20 protein-coding genes and 3 tRNA genes are annotated in these 21393 nt (G+C 69.5%); 5 read left to right on the top strand and 18 right to left on the bottom strand.

What is annotated here, in order from left to right:
• Positions 1-11: 11 nt before the first annotated feature.
• From ccmE to ccmA, 5 genes are read right to left on the bottom strand one after another with little or no spacing between them, the layout of a single operon-like run.
• Entirely contained in the window at positions 12-500 is a 489-nt protein-coding gene (gene ccmE, locus ACGTNF_RS10620) for a cytochrome c maturation protein CcmE (RefSeq protein WP_394601690.1), read from the bottom strand.
• A complete protein-coding gene (gene ccmD / locus ACGTNF_RS10615; RefSeq protein ID WP_394601689.1) occupies positions 497-715 on the bottom strand; it encodes a heme exporter protein CcmD in 219 nt (72 codons plus the stop codon). The genes ccmE and ccmD overlap by 4 nt, the downstream gene beginning before the upstream one ends.
• Positions 715-1455, bottom strand: coding sequence for a heme ABC transporter permease (locus ACGTNF_RS10610; protein ID WP_394601688.1), 741 nt, complete (start codon positions 1453-1455; stop codon positions 715-717). Before ACGTNF_RS10610 ends, ccmD begins: the two co-directional genes overlap by 1 nt.
• A 13-nt stretch (positions 1456-1468) precedes the next feature.
• A complete protein-coding gene (ccmB, locus tag ACGTNF_RS10605; RefSeq protein WP_394601686.1) occupies positions 1469-2200 on the bottom strand; it encodes a heme exporter protein CcmB in 732 nt (243 codons plus the stop codon).
• Entirely contained in the window at positions 2187-2831 is a 645-nt protein-coding gene (ccmA, locus tag ACGTNF_RS10600) for a cytochrome c biogenesis heme-transporting ATPase CcmA (protein WP_394601684.1), read from the bottom strand. The genes ccmB and ccmA overlap by 14 nt, the downstream gene beginning before the upstream one ends.
• Positions 2832-3033: 202 nt before the next feature.
• Between ccmA and lexA the strand changes: the two genes are divergently transcribed.
• On the top strand, positions 3034-3501 hold the full coding sequence (lexA, locus tag ACGTNF_RS10595) for a transcriptional repressor LexA (protein WP_394601683.1): 468 nt from the start codon (positions 3034-3036) through the stop codon (positions 3499-3501).
• Positions 3501-4127 (top strand): IMPACT family protein, encoded by a 627-nt coding sequence (locus tag ACGTNF_RS10590; protein WP_394601682.1) that lies wholly within the window; start codon positions 3501-3503, stop codon positions 4125-4127. The genes lexA and ACGTNF_RS10590 overlap by 1 nt, the downstream gene beginning before the upstream one ends.
• Here ACGTNF_RS10590 and olsF read toward each other — a convergent pair.
• From olsF to ACGTNF_RS10570, 4 genes are all read right to left on the bottom strand, one after another.
• Positions 4068-5870, bottom strand: a complete 1803-nt coding sequence (gene olsF, locus ACGTNF_RS10585) for a bifunctional ornithine lipid synthase OlsF (protein ID WP_394601680.1) — start codon at positions 5868-5870, stop codon at positions 4068-4070. The two genes, ACGTNF_RS10590 and olsF, sit on opposite strands and share 60 nt — an antisense overlap.
• A 138-nt stretch (positions 5871-6008) precedes the next feature.
• Entirely contained in the window at positions 6009-7331 is a 1323-nt protein-coding gene (locus ACGTNF_RS10580) for a sodium ion-translocating decarboxylase subunit beta (RefSeq protein ID WP_394601938.1), read from the bottom strand.
• 14 nt (positions 7332-7345) lie between these two features.
• The gene (gene oadA, locus ACGTNF_RS10575) at positions 7346-9157 is read right to left on the bottom strand and encodes a sodium-extruding oxaloacetate decarboxylase subunit alpha (protein WP_394601679.1); all 1812 of its coding nucleotides are present in this window, start codon (positions 9155-9157) and stop codon (positions 7346-7348) included.
• 46 nt (positions 9158-9203) lie between these two features.
• Complete coding sequence (locus tag ACGTNF_RS10570) at positions 9204-9455, bottom strand: OadG family protein (RefSeq protein ID WP_016853513.1); 252 nt, start codon at positions 9453-9455, stop codon at positions 9204-9206.
• 165 nt (positions 9456-9620) lie between these two features.
• Between ACGTNF_RS10570 and ACGTNF_RS10565 the strand changes: the two genes are divergently transcribed.
• The gene (locus ACGTNF_RS10565; RefSeq protein WP_394601937.1) at positions 9621-10589 is read left to right on the top strand and encodes a tRNA dihydrouridine synthase; all 969 of its coding nucleotides are present in this window, start codon (positions 9621-9623) and stop codon (positions 10587-10589) included.
• 199 nt (positions 10590-10788) lie between these two features.
• Here ACGTNF_RS10565 and ACGTNF_RS10560 read toward each other — a convergent pair.
• The 9 genes from ACGTNF_RS10560 to ACGTNF_RS10520 all read right to left on the bottom strand — a co-directional run bounded on the left by ACGTNF_RS10560 (position 10789) and on the right by ACGTNF_RS10520 (position 18026).
• Positions 10789-10865: transfer RNA gene (locus tag ACGTNF_RS10560), tRNA-Arg, on the bottom strand.
• 55 nt (positions 10866-10920) lie between these two features.
• Positions 10921-10997, bottom strand: a tRNA-Arg gene (locus tag ACGTNF_RS10555).
• Positions 10998-11018: 21 nt separating this feature from the next.
• A tRNA-Ser gene (locus ACGTNF_RS10550) sits at positions 11019-11111 on the bottom strand.
• Between the two features lie 100 nt (positions 11112-11211).
• Positions 11212-11412, bottom strand: coding sequence for a carbon storage regulator CsrA (gene csrA, locus ACGTNF_RS10545; protein WP_016853511.1), 201 nt, complete (start codon positions 11410-11412; stop codon positions 11212-11214).
• A gap of 188 nt (positions 11413-11600) precedes the next feature.
• On the bottom strand, positions 11601-12851 hold the full coding sequence (locus ACGTNF_RS10540; RefSeq protein ID WP_016853510.1) for an aspartate kinase: 1251 nt from the start codon (positions 12849-12851) through the stop codon (positions 11601-11603).
• A 103-nt stretch (positions 12852-12954) separates the two neighbouring features.
• On the bottom strand, positions 12955-15561 hold the full coding sequence (gene alaS, locus ACGTNF_RS10535) for an alanine--tRNA ligase (RefSeq protein WP_394601678.1): 2607 nt from the start codon (positions 15559-15561) through the stop codon (positions 12955-12957).
• 276 nt (positions 15562-15837) lie between these two features.
• Positions 15838-16311 (bottom strand): regulatory protein RecX, encoded by a 474-nt coding sequence (locus ACGTNF_RS10530; protein WP_394601677.1) that lies wholly within the window; start codon positions 16309-16311, stop codon positions 15838-15840.
• A 3-nt stretch (positions 16312-16314) separates the two neighbouring features.
• Entirely contained in the window at positions 16315-17373 is a 1059-nt protein-coding gene (recA, locus tag ACGTNF_RS10525) for a recombinase RecA (RefSeq protein WP_016853507.1), read from the bottom strand.
• 158 nt (positions 17374-17531) lie between these two features.
• Positions 17532-18026, bottom strand: a complete 495-nt coding sequence (locus ACGTNF_RS10520; protein ID WP_394601675.1) for a CinA family protein — start codon at positions 18024-18026, stop codon at positions 17532-17534.
• A 236-nt stretch (positions 18027-18262) separates the two neighbouring features.
• Here ACGTNF_RS10520 and mutS point away from each other — a divergent pair, with 236 nt between their 5' ends.
• Together mutS and fdxA are read left to right on the top strand one after the other, a co-directional pair.
• Positions 18263-20845: a DNA mismatch repair protein MutS gene (gene mutS / locus ACGTNF_RS10515; RefSeq protein WP_394601672.1), complete on the top strand. Its 2583-nt coding sequence runs from the start codon at positions 18263-18265 to the stop codon at positions 20843-20845.
• A 192-nt stretch (positions 20846-21037) separates the two neighbouring features.
• Positions 21038-21361 (top strand): ferredoxin FdxA, encoded by a 324-nt coding sequence (gene fdxA / locus ACGTNF_RS10510; RefSeq protein WP_394601671.1) that lies wholly within the window; start codon positions 21038-21040, stop codon positions 21359-21361.
• The last annotated feature ends 32 nt before the right edge of the window (positions 21362-21393 follow it).

The raw sequence follows: 21393 nt of genomic DNA, 5'->3' as shown, positions 1-21393 counted from the left end.
GCGTCTCCGGGTCAGTCCTCGGCCTCGAGCCGTTGCCCCATCTCGGCGGCCTTGTCCTGGTAGTCCTCCGGCGCATAGCCGGCGTCTTCCAGGGCCTGGGCGACCTCGGGGGGCATGTAGTTCTCGTCGTGCTTGGCCAGCACCTTGTCGGCCCGCAGCCAGCCTGCCGGCTGCAGCTCGCCCACCACCACCACGCCCTGCCCCTCGCGGAACAGGTCGGGCAGGATGCCGCTGTAGCGCACCTCGAGGTCCTCGACATAGTCGGTGACGGTGAAGGCGACGTCGAGGCTGTCCGGGTCCCGGGCCACGCTGCCTGCCTTGACCATGCCGCCGGCGCGGATCGAGCGCTCCAGCGGGGCCTGGCCCTCGGCGATCTGCACCGGGCTGAAGAACAGGTTGATGTTGCTGCGCAGGGCGTAGAGCGTCAGGCCCACGGCGATGGCGGCCAGCGCGACCAGCCCCAGGATCGCGTAGAGTCTCTGCTTGCGCTTGGCTCTCATCGAGACACCCTCTCATCGTGGGAAGCGTTGGCCGCCTCGGCCTGGCGCCGCTCGCGGCGGGCCCGGCGCTCGAGGTCGCGCCGCACCCGGCGGCGCTCGGCCCGGGCGTGCCAGCCCACGCCCAGCAGCAGCGCGGCGGTGGCGCCGTAGGCGCTCCAGACATAGGGCGCGTGACCGCCCATGGCGAGCAATGCGGACAGCGACTCGAAGGCCATCAGCGCCCCTCCTCGACCAGCGCGCGCACCCAGCGCTTGGACGACTCGCGGCGCAGGATCTCGCTGCGGGTGCGGGTCAGGGTCACGGCGATGAAGAACGCGTAGAAGCCCAGCACCATCAGCAGCAGCGGCAGCCACATCTCGGCCGGCATGGCCGGCTTCTCGGTGATCGAGAAGCTGGCCGGCTGGTGGAGGGTGTACCACCAGTCCACCGAGAACTTGATGATCGGGATGTTGATCACCCCCACCATGGCCAGCACCGAGGCCGCCCGGGCGCCGCCGTCGCGGCTGACGAAGGCGCCGCGCAGGGCGATCACGCCGATATAGAGGAAGAACAGGATCAGCATCGAGGTCAGCCGGGCGTCCCACTGCCACCAGGTGCCCCAGGTGGGCACGCCCCACACGGCCCCGGAGAACAGCGCCACGAAGGTCATGCCGGCGCCCAGCGGCGCCATCATCGCCGCCGCCATGTCGGCCAGCTTGATCTTCCAGACCATGAACACCAGCCCGGCCGCGGCCATGGCGACGAAGATCGACTGGGCGAGGAAGGCCGCCGGCACGTGGACGTAGATGATGCGGAAGCTGTTGCCCTGCTGGTAGTCGGCGGGGGCGAAGGCCAGCCCCCAGAGCCCGCCGCCCAGGATCAGCGCCACCGCCGCCAGCCACAGCGGCGTGAGCCAGCGCGCGGTGATGGCGTAGAACCCCTTGGGGGAGCCGAGCTTGTGAAGGAAGGCCCACATGGCAGTCGATTCCTCAACCGTTGAGACTGATGCGCAGCGCCGCCGCGATCGCGAAGGGCGCGAAGATCAGCGACGCCGCCAGCAGGGCGCCGAGAATGGCCAGATGGGCCGCCACGCCGCCGCCGAGGATCGCCGACTGCACGGCGCCGGCGCCGAAGATCAGCACCGGGATGTAGAACGGCAGCACCAGCAGCGAGAGCAGCACCCCGCCGCGGGCCACGCCCACGGTGAGCGCGGCGCCGATGGCCCCGATCAGGCTCAGGCTGGCGCTGCCCAGCGCCAGCGACAGCGCCAGCACGCCGTAGCTGCCCGCCGGCAGCGACAGCATCACGCCCAGCAGCGGCGCCATCAGCGCCAGCGGCAGGCCGGTCAGCAGCCAGTGCGCCGCCACCTTGGCCAGCGCCAGCAGCGGCAGCGGCTGGGGCGACAGCAGCAGCTGTTCCAGGCTGCCGTCCTCGGCATCGTCGCGGAACACGCCGTCCAGCGACAGCAGCGCCGCCAGCAGCGCCGCCACCCACAGCAGGCCCGGGGCGATGGTCGCCAGCAGCGGGGCCTCCGGCGAGATGCCGATCGGAAACAGGGTGATCACCAGGGCGAAGAACGCCAGCGGGTTCAGCACCTCGCCGGGGCGGCGCAGCCGCAGCACCAGGTCGCGATGCAGCGTCGCCCGCCAGGCGACCGCGAGCCCGCCGGCCGGTTCCCCGGCCCCGGGCAACGGCGTCGACCGCGAGTCAGCGCGCGACATCGCCGCCTCCCTCGCCCAGCGTCAGGCGGCGCAGGCGCGTCGAGGCCCGCAGCGCGTGGTGCGTGGTGACCAGCACGCTGCCGCCGCGGGCGGTGTGCGCCTCGAGGCGCGCCTCGAGGGCGGCCACGCCGTCGCGATCGATGGCCGTGAAGGGCTCGTCGAGCACCCACAGCGGGCGCGGCGTCAGCTCCAGCCGCGCCAGGGCCACGCGACGCTGCTGCCCCGCGGACAGCTGCGCGGCGGGCAGGTCCTCGAAGCCGGCCAGGCCGACCCGTTCGAGCGCCGCCAGGCGCGCTGCCTCATCGCCGTGCTCGCCGGCCAGCGCCTGATACCAGGCGAGGTTCTCCAGCGGCGTCAGCGCCGTTTTCACCCCCGGGGCATGGCCCAGATACAGCAGGCTGGCGAGGAAGTCGCGCCGCGCCCGGCGCAGCGGGATGCCGTTCCACAGCACCTCGCCCTCGTGATCCATCAGCTGGCCGGAGAGGATCTTGAGCAGAGTGGTCTTGCCGCTGCCGTTGGGGCCCTCGACGCGCAGGATCTCGCCGGCGCGGATCTCCAGATCGAGATCGCGAAACAGCCAGCGGTCGTCACGTTCACAGGCCAGCCGGCGGGCGTTCAGGCGCAGGCTCAAGGCACTCTCCAGGCGCGGATCACATGGCCGGCACTCTACACGGAAAGGGTTTTCATCGCCAGCCGACGCCCGGGCCACGGCCGGTGCGCCTGACCTGCATCACGGCCGCGTGGAAAGGTCGCCCTTGCCAGATATCGACCGCCTGCTATGCTGGCCAAGTACTGTATGTATCAACAGTCACCGCCGACGGGAGATGCCGCGCATGTCACTCGCCCCCCAGTACCTGCTCCGCCAGCCCAATCTGCCCATCGCCGAATCCTGGGCTCCGCTCGATGACCGCGACCTGGTGGAGGTGCCGCTGCTGGGCAGCGTCGCCGCCGGCGTGCCCATCGACGCCTGCATCGATGCCGGCAGCGTCGAGGTGCCGAGGCGCATGGTCAAGCGCAACACCTATGCGCTGCGCGTGCGCGGCAACTCGATGATCGATTGCAACATCTTCGACGGGGATGTGATCATCATCGAACGTCGCGAGAGCGCCGAGAACGGCGAGACCGCGGTGGTGATGATCAATAACCAGGAGGTCACCCTGAAGAAGCTCTACATCGAGAAGTCCGGCGTGCGCCTGCAGCCGGCCAACGAGGCCATGCCGCCCATCCACCTGAAGAACAGCGACATCCAGGTGCTGGGGCTGGTGATGGGCGTGGTGCGCCAGACGGATCTGGCCGCCTGATGCGCTACCCCGTTCCCGACCTGCCCGCCGGCGAGTGGCGCGAGACCGAACTCGAGGTGGAGAGGAGCCGCTTCATCGCCTGGGTCTGCCATGCCCCGGATACCGCCGCCTTCGAGGCGCTGCTGGCCGAGGCCCGGCGCGCGCATCCCAACGCCAGCCACCACTGCAGCGCCTTCATCGCCGGCCCGCCCGGCGAACAGAACGCCATCGGCTTCTCCGACGACGGCGAGCCCGGCGGAACCGCCGGCCGGCCGATGTATCAGGTGCTGGAAGGCGCCGGCATCGGCCAGGCGGGCTGCGTGGTGACCCGCTACTTCGGCGGCACCAAGCTCGGCACCGGCGGCCTGGCCCGCGCCTACGGCCAGGCGGTGAACGAGGCGCTGGAGACCCTGCCGACCCGCGAGGTCACCGAGCGCGACCCGCTGCGGCTGAAGGTCGACTTCGCCGGCGAGGCCCAGGCCCGGGCCTGGTGCGCCGAGCGCGACATCCCGGTGGACGCCGCCGACTACGGCGCCGACGGCGTGGTGCTGACGCTCGGCTGGCCCCGGGATACCGAGCGTGACCTCTCAGCGCTCACCTCCCGCCTCAAGGGACGCCTCGAGACCCTCGACCCCGACGCCGCCTGAGGCCGCCCGCCCGGCGCTGCCCGCCTCGCCCTCCGCGCCGATATAGCGCGCCCGCTTCTCCGGCTTCAGGCGCGCCAGGTCCACCGCCACCAGGCCGTCGGTGCAGTAGCCGAAGGCGGTATCCACACCGAAGGCCAGAAAACGCGTGCCGCCGGGCTCGGTGACCTCCGTGTACTGCTTGTAGAGGGCCGGCACGCCGGCCCCCAGCGCCTGCAGCCCGTGGCGCAGGCGCTGGAAGTCCTCCTTGGCATCGTCACCGCGAAACAGCCGCGCCGCCTCCTGCTCCCCGGCCGGCGAGAGCCGCCAGGGCGCCCGCGGCCGTATCCGGCTGTCGCCGTCCCCGTGGTAGTGGCGGTAGTAGCTCACCAGCAGCTCCTTGGCCAGGAGCGGCAGATGGTTGGGCAGGGTCACCGGCCCGAACAGCCAGCGCACCTCAGGATGGCGACGCAGGTAGGCCCCGAGGCCGACCCACAGATAGTCCAGGCTGCGCCGCCCCCAGTAGCGCGGCTGGACGAAGCTGCGCCCGAGCTCCAGGCCGTGGCGCCACTGCGCCCAGGGCGCACGGTCCAGATGGAAGATGGTCGCGCTGTAGAGCCCCTCGATGCCGTGGCGCTCGAGGATCCGCCCCACCTCGCCAAGCCGGTAGGCGCCGGCGATCTCCAGGTCGCGGTCGTCCCACAGCACCAGGTGGCGGTAATAGGCATCGAACTCGTCCAGGTCGCGCTTGCGGCCGCTGCCCTCCCCCACGCGGCGGAAGGCGACCTCACGCAGCCGGCCGATCTCGCGCATCACCGCCGAGTCGGGATGGCTGTCGACCAGCAGGATGCGCTTGCCGTCGGCCGTCTCGCCCAGCGACTCGGCGTCGCGCAGCTCCTCGCGCAGCGCCTGACGCGGCTCGGGGCGGGCGATGCCGGTCTCGCCGACGAACACGCCGCGCTTGCCGCGCCCCAGCCGATAGACGTGCTTGCGCAGCAGCCTGAGCTTGACCGGCGTGGCCAGGTCGTCGCGATCGAACTGCGCCAGCGGAATCGGCCCGCCGGCCCGCAGGGCGATGTGCCGGCCGCGCTGGCGGAACATCTCCCCGGGCAGCAGCAGCGTGCCGATGTCGCTGCGCAGCGAGGTCAGGGCATAGAAGCGCGAGGAGTTGCGGCCGCGAACGTGGACCGGCAGCAGCGGCGCGTTGGTGCGACGGGCGGCGTGCAGGAAGCCCGAGTGCCACCTGCCGTCGCGCACCCCGCGCGGCCCGGCCCGGGAGACCTCGCCGGCGGGAAAGACGATCACCGCCCGCTCCGCCTCCAGCGCCTCGGTCATGCGCGCGAGGCTGCGGCGCAGCCCGCGCCGCGAGAGGTTGTCCACCGGCACGATCACGTCCGACAGCGGCGCCAGCTGCAGCAGCAGATCGTTGGCCAGGATGCTGACGTCGGGACGCACCTCGGCCACCATGCGCAGCAGCGCCAGGCCGTCCAGGGCGCCGAGCGGGTGATTGGCGACCACTACCACCCGCCCGGTCTCGGGGATCTGCTCGCGGTCCTTCGACGACAGCGTGTAGCCGACGTCGAGATGCTCGAACACCCGGTCGATGAACTCGCACCAGCCGAGCTCGCCGTGCCGGGACAGGAAGTCGTTGATCTCGCGTTCGTGTACCAGGCGCCGCAGCCCCGCCACCAGCGGCCCGAACAGCCAAGGCGGCCGGGCCGCCAGCCTCGGGGCCTTGTCACGCAGGGCCCGCTCGATATCGATCATGCCGTCCCCTCCTCGCCGAACGCCGTCGCGGCGCCGTTGCGCTCAGGCTAGGGCCGGCAGGTGACAGGAAGATGGCGCCCCGAAACGCGACACGGCGCCCCGAGGGGCGCCGTGTGGCGGGCTCATGGCGAAACGGGCTCAGCCGAGATACTTGATCATCACGCCCGCGGCTACCGCCGAGCCGATGACGCCGGCCACGTTGGGCCCCATGGCGTGCATCAGCAGGAAGTTGTGGGGGTTGGACTCCAGCCCCACCTTGTTCGACACCCGCGCCGCCATGGGCACCGCCGAGACCCCGGCGGAGCCGATCAGCGGGTTGATCGGCGTCTTGCTGACCGCGTTGAGCAGCTTGGCCATCAGCACGCCGCAGGCGGTGCCGATGGCGAAGGCCACCATGCCGAGCCCGAGGATCCCCAGGGTCTCCACGGCCAGGAAGCGGTCGGCCATCAGCTTGGAGCCCACCGAGAGGCCGAGGAAGATGGTCACGGTGTTGATCAGCGCGTGCTGGGCGGTATCGGAGAGCCGCTCCACCACGCCGCACTCGCGCATCAGGTTGCCGAAGCAGAACATCCCCAGCAGCGGCGCCGCATCCGGCAGGAACAGCACCACCAGGATCAGCAGGCTGAGCGGGAAGACGATCTTCTCGCGCTTGGACACCGGCCGCAGCTGGGTCATGGCGATCTCGCGCTCGCCCTTGGACGTCAGGGCGCGCATGATCGGCGGCTGGATCAGCGGCACCAGCGCCATGTAGGAGTAGGATGCCACCGCGATGGCCCCCAGCAGCTCCGGCGCCAGGATGCTCGAGACGTAGATCGAGGTGGGGCCGTCGGCGCCGCCGATGATGCCGATGGCGGCGGCCTGGTTGAGCGTGAAGTCCATCACGCCCATGGCGGTCAGCCCCACCGCGCCGATCAGGGTCGCGAAGATGCCGAACTGCGCCGCGGCGCCGAGGAACAGGGTACGCGGATTGGCCAGCAGCGGCCCGAAGTCGGTCATGGCGCCGACGCCCATGAAGATCACCAGCGGCGCGATGCCGGAGGCGATGGCCACGCTGTAGAACTGATACAGCATGCCGTGGGCGAAGCCGGCGCCCAGGGCCACGTCGTTGGCGGCGCGGATCAGCTCCGGCGCGGTATCGCCGTGCAGCACCTCCTCGAGGCCGTGGCGCCAGGCCTCGACGTCGCCGCCCGGGGCCAGGGTCATCTGCAGCGACGCCGCCAGCTCGCGAAGCAGCTCCGGGTGCCCCAGATGGGCCGCCTGCTCGGCGGCGGACAGCGCCAGCCCCGCCTCGGGGATGTTGGCCAGGATGCCGCCGAAGCCGATCGGCACCAGCAGCAGCGGTTCGAACTTCTTGGCCATGGCCAGCCACAGCAGCAGCAGGCAGACGGCGATCATCGCCGCCTGGCCGAGGCTCAGGTTGTAGAGCCCCGAGCCGGTCCACAGGGTCAGAATCTTGTCGATCATGGGTCCGTCCTCTAGAGCACGACGAGGGCGTCGCCCACGGCCACGCTGTCGCCTTCGCCGACGTTCACCGCCGACACGGTGCCGGCGCTGGCCGCGCGCACTTCGGTTTCCATCTTCATGGCCTCGAGGATGATCACCACGTCGCCCTCGGCGACCCGGTCACCCGGCTTGACGTTGACCTTGAAGATGTTGCCGGCGAGCGGCGCGCTGATGGTCTCGCCGGGCGACGCTGCACCCGAGGAGGCCGCCGGCGCCGCGGAGGCGGTCGAAACGGCGCCGCCGCCCTGCTCCTGGATGTGCTCGATCTCGCCGCCCTCGGCGACCTCGACCACGTAGGACTTGCCGTTGACGGTGACGGTGTAGGTCTCGGGGCCACCGGCGGGCGCCTGGGCCGAGGACGCGGCGGACCGGGCCGCCGGGGCGCTCGGCGCCGGCTCGAAGGCGTCGGGGTCGTCGCGATGCTTGAGGAACTTGAGGCCGATCTGGGGGAACAGCGCATAGGTCAGCACGTCGTCGATCTCGCGCTCGCCCTCGGCGAGGCGGATGCCCTCGGCCCCGGCCTTCTCCTTGAGCTCGGCGGACAGCCGGTCCATCTCCGGGGAGAGGCGATCTGCCGGGCGGCAGGTGATCGGCTCGCCGCCTTCCAGCACGCGGGCCTGGAGCTCGGCGTTGTAGGGCGCCGGCGCGGCGCCGTACTCGCCCCTGAGCAGCGCCTGGACCTCCTTGGAGATCGACTTGTAGCGCTCACCCATCATCACGTTCATCACCGCCTGGGTGCCGACGATCTGCGAGGTCGGCGTGACCAGCGGGATGTAGCCGAGATCCTCGCGCACCCGCGGGATCTCCTGCAGCACGTCGTCGAGGCGGTCGCCGGCGCCCTGCTCCTTGAGCTGGTTCTCCATGTTGGTGAGCATGCCGCCCGGCACCTGGGCCACCAGGATGCGCGAGTCGATGCCCTTGAGCGAGCCCTCGAAGGCGGCGTACTTCTTGCGCACCTCGCGGAAGTAGCCGGCGATGTCCTCCAGCGCCTCGAGGTCGAGGCCGGTGTCGCGCTCGGTGCCCTGCAGCATCGCCACCAGCGATTCGGTGGGGCTATGGCCGTAGGTCATCGACATCGAGGAGATGGCGGCGTCGACGTTGTCGATGCCGGCCTCGATGGCCTTCAGCGCGGTGGCGGTGGAGAGCCCGGTGGTGGCGTGGCACTGCATGTGGATCGGGATGTCCACGGCCTGCTTCAGGCGCGAGACCAGCTCGTAGGCGTCGTAGGGCTTGAGCAGGCCGGCCATGTCCTTGATCGCCAGGGAATCGGCGCCCATGGCGGCGATGCGCTCGCCGAGCTCGACCCAGCCGTCGAGGGTGTGCACGGGGCTCAGGGTATAGGACAGCGTGCCCTGGGCGTGGCCCTCGTTGGCGCGCACCGCCTGGATGGCGCGCTCCAGGTTGCGCGGGTCGTTCATGGCGTCGAAGACGCGGAACACATCGACGCCGTTGGTGCGGGCGCGCTCGACGAAGCGGTCGACCACGTCGTCGGCATAGTGGCGATAGCCGAGCAGGTTCTGGGCGCGCAGCAGCATCTGCTGGCGGGTGTTGGGCATGGCCGCCTTCAGCGCGCGAATCCGCTCCCAGGGATCCTCGCCCAGGTAGCGGATGCAGGCGTCGAAGGTCGCCCCACCCCAGGATTCCAGCGACCAGAAACCGATCCGGTCGAGCTTCTCGGCGATCGGCAGCATGTCGTCGAGACGCATCCTGGTGGCGAACAGGGACTGGTGGGCGTCTCGTAGCACCACATCGGTGATGCCCAGCGGGCGAGCGTTCTCCGTCATGGGAGTTCCTTGTCGTTGTCGTTGATGGAGTGAGAGGGTGTCGGGGCTAGCGGCGATGCTCGCGGCGATAGCGGTGGACCGCGGCGCTGATCACGGCCGTCAGGTCCTCATCCGGCGTGGCCGGCGCGCGCGTGGCGGCGGCCGGCGTGGCATCGGCCGCGGGCTCGGGGAAGAAGCGCCCGATCACGCGCGACATCAGGGTGGTGACGAACACCAGCACGGTCAGAAAGACGAACACGAACCCCATGCCGAGGCCCATCAGGGCCAGGCCCTCGTTCAATAGCTGCGAATCCTGCATGGTTGACCTCCTCGCGCGCCCCGGCACGCCCCGCCGATGGGGCGCGCGAGTTGCGCATGAACGCTGAGCGTATAAGCTGCCACACTCCCAAAGGATCGCGATGGCACCATGGTGGAAGCTGACGTTGTTAAATTACTACATTCCGGCCGCATCGGCCTAGCCCCCATGGAGGGGGTGATCGATGCCGTCACTCGCGAGATGCTGACGCGGGCGCCGGGATTCGACTGGACGGTCACCGAGTTCGTGCGCGTGGTCGACGCGCGGCTGCCGCCGCGGGTCTTCCATCGCCACTGCCCGGAGCTGGCCGACCGCCATCCGGCGACGCCGACCGGCGTGCCGGTGCACCTGCAGCTGCTGGGCTCCGACCCGGCGGCGCTGGCCGCCAATGCCCGCCAGGCGCTGAAGCTCGGCGTCGGCAGCCTGGACCTGAACTTCGGCTGCCCGGCCAAGCTGGTGAACCGTCACGACGGCGGCGCCTCGCTGCTGCGCGACCCGCGCCGGGTACATGCCGCCGTGGCCGCCGTGCATGAGGCGGTGGGCGACGCCATTCCGGTGACCGCCAAGATCCGCCTGGGCTTCGACGACCGCCGCCTGGCGCTGGCCTGCAGCCACGCCGCCGAGGACGCCGGCGCCCGCCAGCTGGTGGTGCACGCGCGCACCCGCCGCGAAGGCTACCGCCCGCCGGCCCACTGGGAGTGGATCGGCCGCATCCGCGCCCGGCTGTCGATTCCGGTGATCGCCAACGGCGACATCTGGACGCTGGAGGACTATTGGAAGGCGCGCACCCTCTCCGGCTGCCAGGACGTGATGCTCGGCCGCGGCGCCCTCGCCGATCCCGGCCTGGCGCCGCGCATCCGCCACTGGCAGGCCACCGGCGAGCGCCTGCCGGCAACGCGCTGGAGCGAGCGCGCCCGCGTCCTGTGCGACTATGCTGCGTCGCAGCGAACCATGTTACCCAGCAAGATCGTGGTCTCGCTACTCAAGCAATGGTTGAACCACATGCGGAGTCGCGACGCCGAAGCCGCGCGACGCTTTCAGGCACTGCGCCGGGTCACCGACCTGGACGACTTCCTCGCGGGACTGTCGGCCGAGGACGCCGTGCCGAGCGACAGGCTCGACGTCGCCAGCGCCTGAAGGCGCCACGCGGCGAGAAACCAGGAAGAGAGATAGAGAAGGGACAAGTCGCAAAGCAAAAAAAAGGCGCACGTCGCATTGCGACGGCGCCTTAACGATCACGGACACCGACCCCTCTGTGGGCAGGGTGTCCGGCTAGCAAAAAGCGGGGTACAAAAGACAGAAGACCCGCCCTCACGAGGAGAGCGGGTCCGGAATCTGGCGCGCCCGGGAGGATTCGAACCTCCGACCACCTGATTCGTAGTCAGGTACTCTATCCAGCTGAGCTACGGGCGCTTTCGGCAATGAGCGGACTCATCGCGGGATGATGAAATCATCATCCGGAGGAAGATGGCGCGCCCGGGAGGATTCGAACCTCCGACCACCTGATTCGTAGTCAGGTACTCTATCCAGCTGAGCTACGGGCGCTTGTCTTCCATCTGCCGATGCTGGCGGAGAGGGAGGGATTCGAACCCTCGAAGAGGCTATAAACCCCTTACTCCCTTAGCAGGGGAGCGCCTTCAGCCACTCGGCCACCTCTCCCTCATCGACAGGTGCGTATCCTACCGATCCGATTGGGGTTTGTCCATAGGGGCAGGCAATTTTTCTCCCCTTCCGGACTCACCGACGGATCGCGGGCGCGTCACTCCCTCGCCTCGCCGTCGTCATCCTCGTCGGTTCTCTCGCGCTGGATGCGCTGATAGATCTCCTCGCGATGCACGGCAACGTCCTTGGGGGCGTTGACGCCGATACGGACCTGGTTTCCCTTGACGCCCAGCACGGTCACGGTGATGTCATCACCGATCATCAGGGTTTCGCCGACACGGCGGGTCAGAATGAGCATGACTGATCTCCTTCTCAGACTTCTGACTGCGGGATGCGCTTGTGCGATGCAGGGGGCCGGCGCTCACCCGCCCCCTGCCCGCAAGCATGGCCCATGACACCCCAGAAGCTTCGTTGAATGGAAGCGCGATTCAGACGCTGCCACGGGCTCTCCTACAAGCGTAGAAGCTGACGGCAGGCTGCGAGGCCTTATTCGCTTTCGATGTCGTCCTTGTCCAGACCGAAGGCCTGGTGCAGGGCACGAACCGCCAGCTCCATGTGTTTCTCGTCGACCACCACCGAGATCTTGATCTCGGACGTGGAAACCATGCGGATGTTGATGTTCTCCTCGGACAGCACGCGGAACATCTTCGATGCCACACCGGCGTGGGAGCGCATGCCGACCCCGACCAGCGAGACCTTGGCGATCTTGTCGTCGCCCTTCACCTCGCCCTCGCCCAGGGCGGGCAGCACCTGCTCCTCGAGGATCTTCAGGGTCTGCTTGTAGTCGCCCTTGGCGACGGTGAAGGTGAAGTCGGTGTAGTCGCCGGCCGGGGCCACGTTCTGCACGATCATGTCGATCTCGATGTTGGCATCGGCGATCGGGCCGAGAATCTTGGAGGCCACGCCCGGCACGTCCGGCGTGTTGAGCAGGGTCAGCTTGGCCTCGTTGGCGGTGAAGGCGATACCGGAGATCAGCGGTTCTTCCATGGAGTCCTCGTCTTTGTCGGAGTCTGCAACGATCAGGGTGCCGGGGCCGTCCTGGAAACTGGACAGCACGCGCAGCGGGACGTTGTACTTGCCGGCGAATTCGACGGCGCGAATCTGCAGCACCTTGGAGCCGAGGCTGGCCAGCTCCAGCATTTCTTCCACGGTAATGGAGTCCAGGCGCTGGGCGCGGGAGCAGACGCGCGGGTCGGTGGTGTAGACGCCGTCGACGTCGGTGTAGATCTGGCACTCGTCGGCGTTCAGGGCCGCTGCCAGGGCCACGCCGGTGGTGTCGGAGCCGCCGCGACCGAGGGTGGTGATGTTGCCCTCCTCGTCGACGCCCTGGAAACCGGCGACCACGGCCACCTGGCCGTCGTCCAGGTCCTGGCGCATGTCGTCGGTCTCGATGCGCTGGATGCGCGCCTTGGTGTGGGCGCTGTCGGTCATGATGCCGACCTGAGAACCGGTGTAGGAGGTGGCCGGCACGCCGAGCTTGTGCAGGGCCATGGTCAGCAGCGAGATGGTCACCTGCTCGCCGGTGGAGACCAGCATGTCCATTTCGCGTGGGGTCGGCTCGTCGTTGATGTCGTTGGCCAGGCCGATCAGGCGGTTGGTCTCGCCGCTCATGGCGGAGACCACGACCACGACCTGATGGCCGGCGTCACGGAAGCCCTTGACCTTCTCGGCCACGGCCTTGATGCGCTCCACGGAGCCCACCGAGGTACCGCCGAACTTCTGTACGTATAGTGCCATGCGTCGTTGTCCCTCTGTCGATTTAGCATTGGAATGAATGAAAGGTAAGCGAGGCCGGATACACGAGGGGCCGAAGACGCTGCCGTCTTCGGCCCCGTGACGCCTAGAGCGCGCTCTCGACCCAGGCCGGAACGCTCTCCAGCGCCGCCGGCAGGGCCGCGGCGTCGCTGCCGCCGGCCTGCGCCATGTCGGGTCGGCCGCCACCCTTGCCGCCGACCTGACCGGCCACGTGGTTGACCAGCGCCCCGGCCTTGACCCTGGCGGTGAGGTCATCGGTGACGCCGGCGATCAGGCTGACCTTGCCGGCCGCCTCATCGGCCACGCCGAGCACCACGATGCCGGAGCCCAGCTTGTTCTTGAGCTGGTCGAGCATGCCGCGCAGCTCCTTGCCGGAGACGCCTTCCAGGCGCTTGGCCAGGACCTTGACGCCCTTGATCTCGCGGGCCTCGTCGAGCAGGTCGTTGCCGGCGGCGCTGGCCAGCTTGGCCTTGAGCCGCTCGAGCTCCTTCTCCAGGCCGCGGTTGCGCTCGACCAGCGACTCGACGCGCTCCTCGACCTGCTCGGGCTTGGCCTTGAGGCGCTCGCCGATGCGCTCGACGCGGGCTTCCTGCTCGCGGAAGTAGCTCAGCGCCGCCTCGCCGGTGATCGCCTCGATGCGGCGCACGCCGGAGGCCACGCCGGCCTCGCTGACGATATGGAAGCAGCCGATGTCGCCGCTGCGGCGCACGTGGGTGCCGCCACACAGCTCGATCGAGAAGTCGTCGGCGCCGATGGTCAGGACCCGCACGCTGTCGGCGTACTTGGCCTCGAACAGCGCCGCGGCGCCCTTCTCCTTGGCCTGGTCCAGGGTCATGTGCTCGATCACGGTATCGGCGTTGGCCAGCACCTGCTCGTTGACCAGGCGCTCGACCTCGGCCAGCTGCTCGGCGGTCATCGGCTCGAAGTGGCTGAAGTCGAAGCGCAGGCGCTCCGGCGTCACCAGCGAGCCCTTCTGCTCGACGTGCTCGCCGAGCACCATGCGCAGCGCCTGGTGCATCAGGTGAGTGGCCGAGTGGTTGCGCACGCTGGCCGCGCGCAGGCCGGCGTCGACCCGCGGCGTCACCGCGTCGCCGACCGCCAGCGCCCCCTCGAGCAGCACGCCGTGGTGCAGGTGGTGGCCGCCCTGCTTCTGGGTATCGGTGACCAGGAAGCGGCCGCCCTCGAATGCCAGATAGCCGGTGTCGCCCACCTGGCCGCCGGACTCGGCGTAGAAGGGCGTGCGATCCAGCACCACCATGCCGCGCTGCTCGACCTCGAGGCCCTCCAGCGGGTTGCCCTCGCGGTCGACGAGGGCGGTGACGGCGGCCCGATCCTCGAGGCGCTCGTAGCCGGTGAAGTCGGTCTCGCCTTCCAGGTCGAGCGACGCCTCGTAGGCGGCGCCGAACTGGCTGGCCGCCCGGGCGCGCTCGCGCTGGGCCTCCAGCTCGCGCTCGAAGCCGGCCTCGTCGAGGGTCACGCCGCGCTCGCGGCAGACGTCGGCGGTCAGGTCGTAGGGGAAGCCGTAGGTATCGTAGAGCTTGAACACCGTCTCGCCCGACAGGGTGTCGCCCTCGAGGCCGGCCAGCGCCTCCTCGAGCAGGCCCATGCCGTGATCGAGGGTGCGGGCGAACTGCTCCTCTTCCTTCAGCAGCACGCGCTCGATCTGAGGGCGTGCCTCGCGCAGCTCCGGATAGGCCCCGCCCATCTCGGCGTCCAGCGCGCCCACCAGCTGGTGGAAGAAGTTGCCCTTGGCCCCCAGCTTGTGGCCGTGGCGCACCGCGCGGCGGATGATCCGGCGCAGCACGTAGCCGCGCCCCTCGTTGGAGGGCAGCACGCCGTCGGTGATCAAAAAGGCGCAGGAGCGGATATGGTCGGCGATCACGCGCAGCGAGGGCGTGGCGGTGTCGTCATGACCGGTGGCCCGAGCCGCCGCCTCGAGCAGGTTCTGGAACAGGTCGATCTCGTAGTTGGAGTGCACGCCCTGCATCACCGCGGCGATGCGCTCCAGGCCCATGCCGGTGTCGATGGACGGCTTGGGCAGCGGATGCATCTCGCCGGCCGCGTCGCGATCGAACTGCATGAACACCAGGTTCCAGATCTCGATGTAGCGGTCGCCGTCCTCCTCGGGGCTGCCGGGAGGGCCACCCCAGACCTCGGCGCCGTGATCGAAGAAGATCTCGGAGCTGGGGCCGCAGGGGCCGGTGTCGCCCATCTGCCAGAAGTTGTCCTCGTCGAGCTTGGAGAAGCGCTCCGGGTCGACGCCGATCTCGTCCTTCCAGATGCGCTCGGCCTCGTCGTCGCTGACGTGGACGGTGACCCACAGCTTCTCCTTCGGCAGGCCCAGCACCTCGGTGAGGAAGGTCCAGGCGAAGCCGATGGCGTCGCGCTTGAAGTAGTCGCCGAAGCTGAAGTTGCCCAGCATCTCGAAGAAGGTGTGATGGCGGGCGGTGTAGCCGACGTTGTCGAGATCGTTGTGCTTGCCGCCGGCGCGCACGCAGCGCTGGGCCGAGGTGGCGCGGACGTAGGGACGCGGATCGCGGCCGAGGAAGACGTCCTTGAACGGCACCATCCCGGCGTTGGTGAACAGCAGCGTCGGGTCGTTGCCCGGCACCAGGGAGCTGGACGGCACGATGGTATGCCCCTGCTCCTCGAAGTAACTCAGAAAGGCCTGTCTGATGTCTGCGCTTTTCATGGGGTATCCGTGGCGATAGGCATGGTGGCCCGCAGGACGGGCACGGCAGCCATCATCGGACTGCCACCCGGGGCACTGGAAAACACTGCACAAATCAATGAGCTGGCTCAAGCGAACGGCGCAGCGAGGCGGCAAAAAAATGCCTTGGCGGCGACCGTCCTGGCGTGCAAGCGCCGCGACGCGCGGTGATCGAACCGCGCCGGCATTCAGGCAGTGTCTTCTCCGCAAAGGGAGCCATTATAGCGCAGTGGTCGGACGACTAAAGGGGGCGGGAGATCAGGGGTCGTCCCAGGCATGGGTCATGGCATGCCGCAGCTGGTCGAAATCGAAGCCGCGGCCGGCCAGGAAGCGTTCGCGCCGGGCCCGCTCGCGGGGCTCCTTCCCGGGGCCGGAGAAGCGCCGGGCGAGGGTCGCGGCGGCGAGCCCGAACCAGTCGACCTCGCCGCCGGCCTCGTCGAAGGCCCCGCGGGTGGTGGCGTCATCGACGCCGCGCCGGGAGAGCTCGGCGCGGATGCGCACCGGGCCCTGACCGCGAGCGACCCGGGAGCGCAGGAAGCTCTCGGCGAAGCGCGCATCGGACTGCAGCCCCTGCTCGATCAGCTCGTCGAGGCAGGCCTCGACCGCCTCGGGCGCGTGGCCCTTGGTGGCCAGGCGGTCGCGCAGCTCGGCCCGGGCATACTCTCGCCGGGCCAGCAGGCGGATGGCGTCGTCACGGGGCGTGGCGTCCTCCGATCGCACGGGGCCCACCATGGATCAGGACGACTCGCCGCCCGCGTCGGTGCTCGCCTCGGCCTCGGCGTCCTCTTCCTTGGGCTCCGGCGTGGACAGCAGCTGGGCGCGGATCTGGCTCTCGATCTCTTCCATGATCGCCGGGTTGTCCTCGAGGAACTGGGCGGCGTTGGCCTTGCCCTGGCCGATCTTGCTGCCCTGGTAGCTGTACCAGGCGCCGGCCTTGTCGACCAGGCCGCACTGCACGCCCAGGTCGACCACCTCGCCGGCGTGGTAGATGCCCTTGCCGTAGAGGATCTGGAACTCGGCCTGGCGGAACGGCGGCGAGACCTTGTTCTTGACCACCTTGACGCGGGTCTCGTTGCCGGTGACCTCGTCGCCCTGCTTGACCGAGCCGGTGCGGCGGATGTCGAGGCGCACGCTGGAGTAGAACTTGAGCGCGTTGCCGCCGGTGGTGGTCTCGGGGCTGCCGAACATCACGCCGATCTTCATGCGGATCTGGTTGATGAACACCACCATGCAGTTGGCGTTCTTGATGTTGCCGGTGATCTTGCGCAGCGCCTGGGACATCAGGCGGGCCTGCAGGCCGACGTGGGAGTCGCCCATCTCGCCCTCGATCTCGGCGCGCGGGGTCAGCGCCGCCACCGAGTCGATGATGATCACGTCGACGCCGCCGGAGCGCACCAGCATGTCGCAGATCTCGAGGGCCTGCTCACCGGTGTCCGGCTGGGAGACCAGCAGGTCGTCGAGGTTGACGCCGAGCTTCTCGGCGTAGCTCGGGTCCAGGGCGTGCTCGGCGTCGATGAAGGCGCAGGTCTTGCCCTGCTTCTGGGCCTGGGCGATCACCGACAGGGTCAGGGTGGTCTTGCCCGAGGATTCCGGGCCGAAGATCTCGACCACGCGGCCGTAGGGCAGACCACCGATGCCCAGGGCGATGTCCAGCCCCAAAGAACCGGTGGACACCGACGGCATCACCACGCGCGGGGTATCGCCCAGGCGCATCACGGTGCCCTTGCCGAACTGGCGCTCGATCTGGGAAAGCGCGGCGTTGAGCGCCTTGGAACGATTGTCGTCCTGAGCCATGAGGGTCTCCTAAGCGATCGCCGTGACGCACGGCGATGACGAAACATTGGCGGAATGACGGCGCAGCGGCCGCCGAAAGCACTGTATGACTGCACAGTAGTATGACGAAAAAGCGGCCGCTCGGCCACCCCGAACCACCCCCGTCGACCGAGGCCGGACTAGCCGTCTTCCAGCTCGGCGATCAGCCCCTGGAGGGCCACGTTCACGGCCTGATCGCGCACCGCATCGCGCTCGCCGGCGAAGTGGCGACGCTCGGTGCGCACCCGCCCCGGGGCGCCCCAGGCCAGCCACACCGTGCCCACCGGCTTGTCGGCGCTGCCGCCGCCGGGGCCGGCCACGCCGCTGATGGCCACGGCCAGATCGGCACCGCTCTCGGTGCAGGCGCCGGCCACCATGGCCTCGACCACCTCGTGGCTGACCGCGCCGCAGCGCTCGAGCAGTGGCTCGGGCACGCCCAGCAGGCGCGTCTTGGCGGCGTTGGAATAGGTCACGTAGCCGGTCTCGAAGTAGTCCGAGCTGCCGGCGATCTCGGTGATGGCATTCGCCACCCCGCCGCCGGTGCAGGACTCGGCGGTGGCGACGCTCGCGCCGCGCTCGCGGCACAGCGCGCCGAGGCGCTCGGCGAGACGGCGCGTCTCGGGCGATACGGACATCGGCTTCTCTCCAATTCTCGCATGCGGCCGGTCGCCACGGATCACGATGCGCGTGCGCGGGCGCCGGGGACAGATCGCCGCAACGACGGCAACGCTGGCTCCGAGGTTGTCTTGATGGCCCTGACGAAGGCCATCCTTGGGCGTAGAATACTGGCTTTGTCCGCGAGATGCATGGCACCTCACGCCATCTCGACATCCGCGTTTCTCACCGTCTCCACCGCCAGCCAGGGAAGCCCATGTCACAGGCCAGCACCAAGCCGCACACGCCGATGATGGCCCAGTATCTGAAGATCAAGCGCGAGCACCCCCAGGTGCTGCTGTTCTACCGCATGGGCGACTTCTACGAACTCTTCTTCGACGACGCCAAGCGCGCCGCGGCGCTGCTGGACATCACCCTGACCCAGCGCGGCCAGTCGGCCGGGCAGCCGATTCCCATGGCCGGCGTGCCCTATCACAGCGCCGAGGGCTACCTGGCGCGCCTGGTCGCCGCCGGCGAGTCGGTGGCCATCTGCGAGCAGATGGGCGACCCGGCCGCCGCCAAGGGCCCGGTGGAGCGCAAGGTGGTGCGCATCGTCACGCCCGGCACCCTCTACGACGAGGCGCTGCTCGACGCCCGCCGCGACAACCTGGTGGTGGCGATCCACCCGACCGGCGAGCGCTGGGGACTGGCCTGGCTGGAGCTCTCCAGCGGGCGCTTCAGCGTGCTCGAGGTGGAAGGCGAGTCCGAGATGCTGGCCGAGCTGACCCGCCTCGATCCGGCCGAGCTGCTGGTGGCCGACGGCCTGAGCCTGCCGCCGTCGCTCGAGGAGCGTCGCGGCCTGCGCCGCCAGAGCGACTGGCTGTTCGATCTGGAATCGGCCACCCGCACCCTGTGCGACCAGTTCACCGTGCAGGACCTGCGCGGCTTCGGCTGCGCCCACCTGGAGGCCGCGCTCACCGCCGCCGGGGTGCTGATCGACTACGCCCGCGACACCCAGCGCTCGCAGCTGCCCCACGTCACCGCCATCGGCGTGGAGAGCCGCGACGACGCCGTGGTGATCGACGCCGCCAGCCGCCGTAACCTGGAGATCGACATCAACCTGGGCGGCGGCAGCGACAACACCCTGGCCAGCGTGCTCGACACCACCGCCACCGCCATGGGCTCGCGGCTGCTCAAGCGCTGGCTCAACCGCCCGCTGCGCGACCGCGACCAGGTCGGCGCCCGCCAGGCCGCCGTGGCCGCCCTGCTCGACCGCGACGGCTACCTGCCGCTGGGCGAGACGCTCAAGGCGATCGGCGACGTGGAGCGCATCCTGGCCCGGGTGGCGCTGTACAGCGCCCGCCCCCGCGACCTCGCCCGGCTGCGCGACGCCCTGGCGGCGCTGCCCGACCTCGAGGCCGAGCTCGCCGAGTACGACGACGGCACCGCGCTGGACGAGCTCAAGCGCCATATCCGCCCCTATCCCGCGCTCGCCGATACCCTGAGCCGCGCGCTGGTCGAGAACCCGCCGGTGGTGATCCGCGACGGCGGCGTGATCGCCGAGGGCTTCGACGCCGAGCTCGACGAGCATCGCGGCCTGGCCGAGCACGCCGGCGACTACCTGGTGCAGCTCGAGACCCGCGAGCGCGAGCGCACCGGGCTCTCCGGCCTCAAGGTCGGCTACAACCGTGTCCACGGCTACTACATCGAGATCCCCCGCGCCCAGGCCCGCGAGGCGCCGGTGGACTACATCCGCCGCCAGACGCTGAAGAACGCCGAGCGCTTCATCATCCCCGAGCTCAAGGAGTTCGAGGACAAGGCGCTGTCGGCCAAGTCCCGCGCCCTGGCCCGGGAGAAGCTGCTCTACGACGGCCTGCTCGACGACCTCAACGCCGAGCTGGCGCCACTGCAGGCCACCGGCCGCTCGCTGGCCGCGCTGGACGTGCTGGCCGCGCTGGCCGAACGCGCCCGCTCGCTGGACCTGGTCCGCCCGGCGCTGCCGGAGGCGCCGGGCCTCGACATCCGCGGCGGCCGCCACCCGGTGGTCGAGCGGGTCAGCGAGGCGCCCTTCGTGCCCAACGACATGGTGATGGACGACGAGCGGCGCATGCTGGTGATCACCGGCCCCAACATGGGCGGCAAGTCCACCTACATGCGCCAGGCGGCGCTGATCACCCTGCTCGCCCACACCGGCAGCTTCGTGCCGGCCGACAGCGCGAGCATCGGCCCGGTGGATCGCATCTTCACCCGCATCGGCTCCTCCGACGACCTGGCCGGCGGCCGCTCGACCTTCATGGTGGAGATGACCGAGACCGCCAACATCCTGCACAACGCCACCGACCACAGCCTGGTGCTGATGGACGAGATCGGCCGCGGCACCAGCACCTTCGACGGCCTGTCGCTGGCCTGGGCCAGCGCCGAGCACCTGACCCGCACCCGTGCCTTCACGCTGTTCGCCACCCACTATTTCGAGATGACCGCGCTGCCCGAGCAGGCCGCCGGGGTGGCCAACGTGCACCTGACGGCGGCGGAGCATCGCGACGGCATCGTCTTCATGCACCGGGTGGAAGACGGCCCGGCCAGCCAGAGCTACGGCCTGCAGGTCGCCCAGCTGGCCGGCGTGCCCCAGGGCGTGATCGCCCGGGCCCGGGAGAAGCTCGCCACCCTGGAGCAGCAGGAGGTCGACCAGGGCCAGCGCACGCCGAGCGCATCGAACGACGCCGACACCGCGCCCCAGCAGAACGACCTGTTCGCCAGCGCGCCGCATCCGGTGGTGGAGAGCCTCTCGGGGCTGGCGCTGGACGAGCTGAGCCCGCGCCAGGCGCTGGAATGGCTGTATCAGTGGCAGCAGAGCCTGTAGGGCGGGACGCCGACGGCGAGCAAGTGCGATCGTCATCGACTTGACACGCCATGGCTTGCGGGCAGCATGGCGGGCCGACTAAAATGGTCCGATCAAGTTCCACTTATTATAAAAGCAAAAGTTTTTATAACCTAATTCGACATTCAAGACCGACTGGCCGCGGCGCGCCCCGGCCGAGGAAGGGAGACTGGCATGACATTCGTCGTCACCGAGAACTGCATCAAGTGCAAGTACACCGACTGTGTCGAGGTCTGCCCGGTGGACTGCTTCTACGAGGGGCCCAACTTCCTGGTGATTCACCCGGACGAGTGCATCGACTGCGCGCTGTGCGAGCCCGAGTGCCCGGCCGAGGCGATCTTCTCCGAGGATGAGCTGCCGGAAGGACAGGAACAGTTCATCGAGATCAACGCCGAACTGGCGGAGACGTGGCCGAACATCGCCGAGAAGAAGGACCCGCTGACCGACGCCGAGGAATGGGACGGCAAGCCCGGCAAGGCCGAGCTGCTGGAGCGCTGAGCCTCGGACGCCGCGTCCAGATAGCGCGCACG

The organism is Halomonas sp. B23F22_10, from assembly GCF_043496975.1.
GTDB classification, from domain to species: Bacteria; Pseudomonadota; Gammaproteobacteria; order Pseudomonadales; family Halomonadaceae; genus Halomonas; species Halomonas smyrnensis.
Note: the sequence above shows the minus strand (reverse complement) of the source record. Positions and strands in the feature narration are given on the sequence as shown.

What these genes read in the sequence shown, in the direction of transcription:
- ccmE (WP_394601690.1), bottom strand. Translation starts at nt 500, where the DNA reads ATGAGAGCCAAGCGCAAGCAGAGACTCTACGCGATCCTGGGGCTGGTC.
- ccmD (WP_394601689.1), bottom strand. Translation starts at nt 715, where the DNA reads ATGGCCTTCGAGTCGCTGTCCGCATTGCTCGCCATGGGCGGTCACGCG.
- ACGTNF_RS10610 (WP_394601688.1), bottom strand. Translation starts at nt 1,455, where the DNA reads ATGTGGGCCTTCCTTCACAAGCTCGGCTCCCCCAAGGGGTTCTACGCC.
- ccmB (WP_394601686.1), bottom strand. Translation starts at nt 2,200, where the DNA reads ATGTCGCGCGCTGACTCGCGGTCGACGCCGTTGCCCGGGGCCGGGGAA.
- lexA (WP_394601683.1), top strand. Translation starts at nt 3,034, where the DNA reads ATGTCACTCGCCCCCCAGTACCTGCTCCGCCAGCCCAATCTGCCCATC.
- ACGTNF_RS10590 (WP_394601682.1), top strand. Translation starts at nt 3,501, where the DNA reads ATGCGCTACCCCGTTCCCGACCTGCCCGCCGGCGAGTGGCGCGAGACC.
- olsF (WP_394601680.1), bottom strand. Translation starts at nt 5,870, where the DNA reads ATGATCGATATCGAGCGGGCCCTGCGTGACAAGGCCCCGAGGCTGGCG.
- oadA (WP_394601679.1), bottom strand. Translation starts at nt 9,157, where the DNA reads ATGACGGAGAACGCTCGCCCGCTGGGCATCACCGATGTGGTGCTACGA.
- ACGTNF_RS10570 (WP_016853513.1), bottom strand. Translation starts at nt 9,455, where the DNA reads ATGCAGGATTCGCAGCTATTGAACGAGGGCCTGGCCCTGATGGGCCTC.
- ACGTNF_RS10565 (WP_394601937.1), top strand. Translation starts at nt 9,621, where the DNA reads ATGGAGGGGGTGATCGATGCCGTCACTCGCGAGATGCTGACGCGGGCG.
- csrA (WP_016853511.1), bottom strand. Translation starts at nt 11,412, where the DNA reads ATGCTCATTCTGACCCGCCGTGTCGGCGAAACCCTGATGATCGGTGAT.
- ACGTNF_RS10540 (WP_016853510.1), bottom strand. Translation starts at nt 12,851, where the DNA reads ATGGCACTATACGTACAGAAGTTCGGCGGTACCTCGGTGGGCTCCGTG.
- alaS (WP_394601678.1), bottom strand. Translation starts at nt 15,561, where the DNA reads ATGAAAAGCGCAGACATCAGACAGGCCTTTCTGAGTTACTTCGAGGAG.
- ACGTNF_RS10530 (WP_394601677.1), bottom strand. Translation starts at nt 16,311, where the DNA reads ATGGTGGGCCCCGTGCGATCGGAGGACGCCACGCCCCGTGACGACGCC.
- recA (WP_016853507.1), bottom strand. Translation starts at nt 17,373, where the DNA reads ATGGCTCAGGACGACAATCGTTCCAAGGCGCTCAACGCCGCGCTTTCC.
- ACGTNF_RS10520 (WP_394601675.1), bottom strand. Translation starts at nt 18,026, where the DNA reads ATGTCCGTATCGCCCGAGACGCGCCGTCTCGCCGAGCGCCTCGGCGCG.
- mutS (WP_394601672.1), top strand. Translation starts at nt 18,263, where the DNA reads ATGTCACAGGCCAGCACCAAGCCGCACACGCCGATGATGGCCCAGTAT.
- fdxA (WP_394601671.1), top strand. Translation starts at nt 21,038, where the DNA reads ATGACATTCGTCGTCACCGAGAACTGCATCAAGTGCAAGTACACCGAC.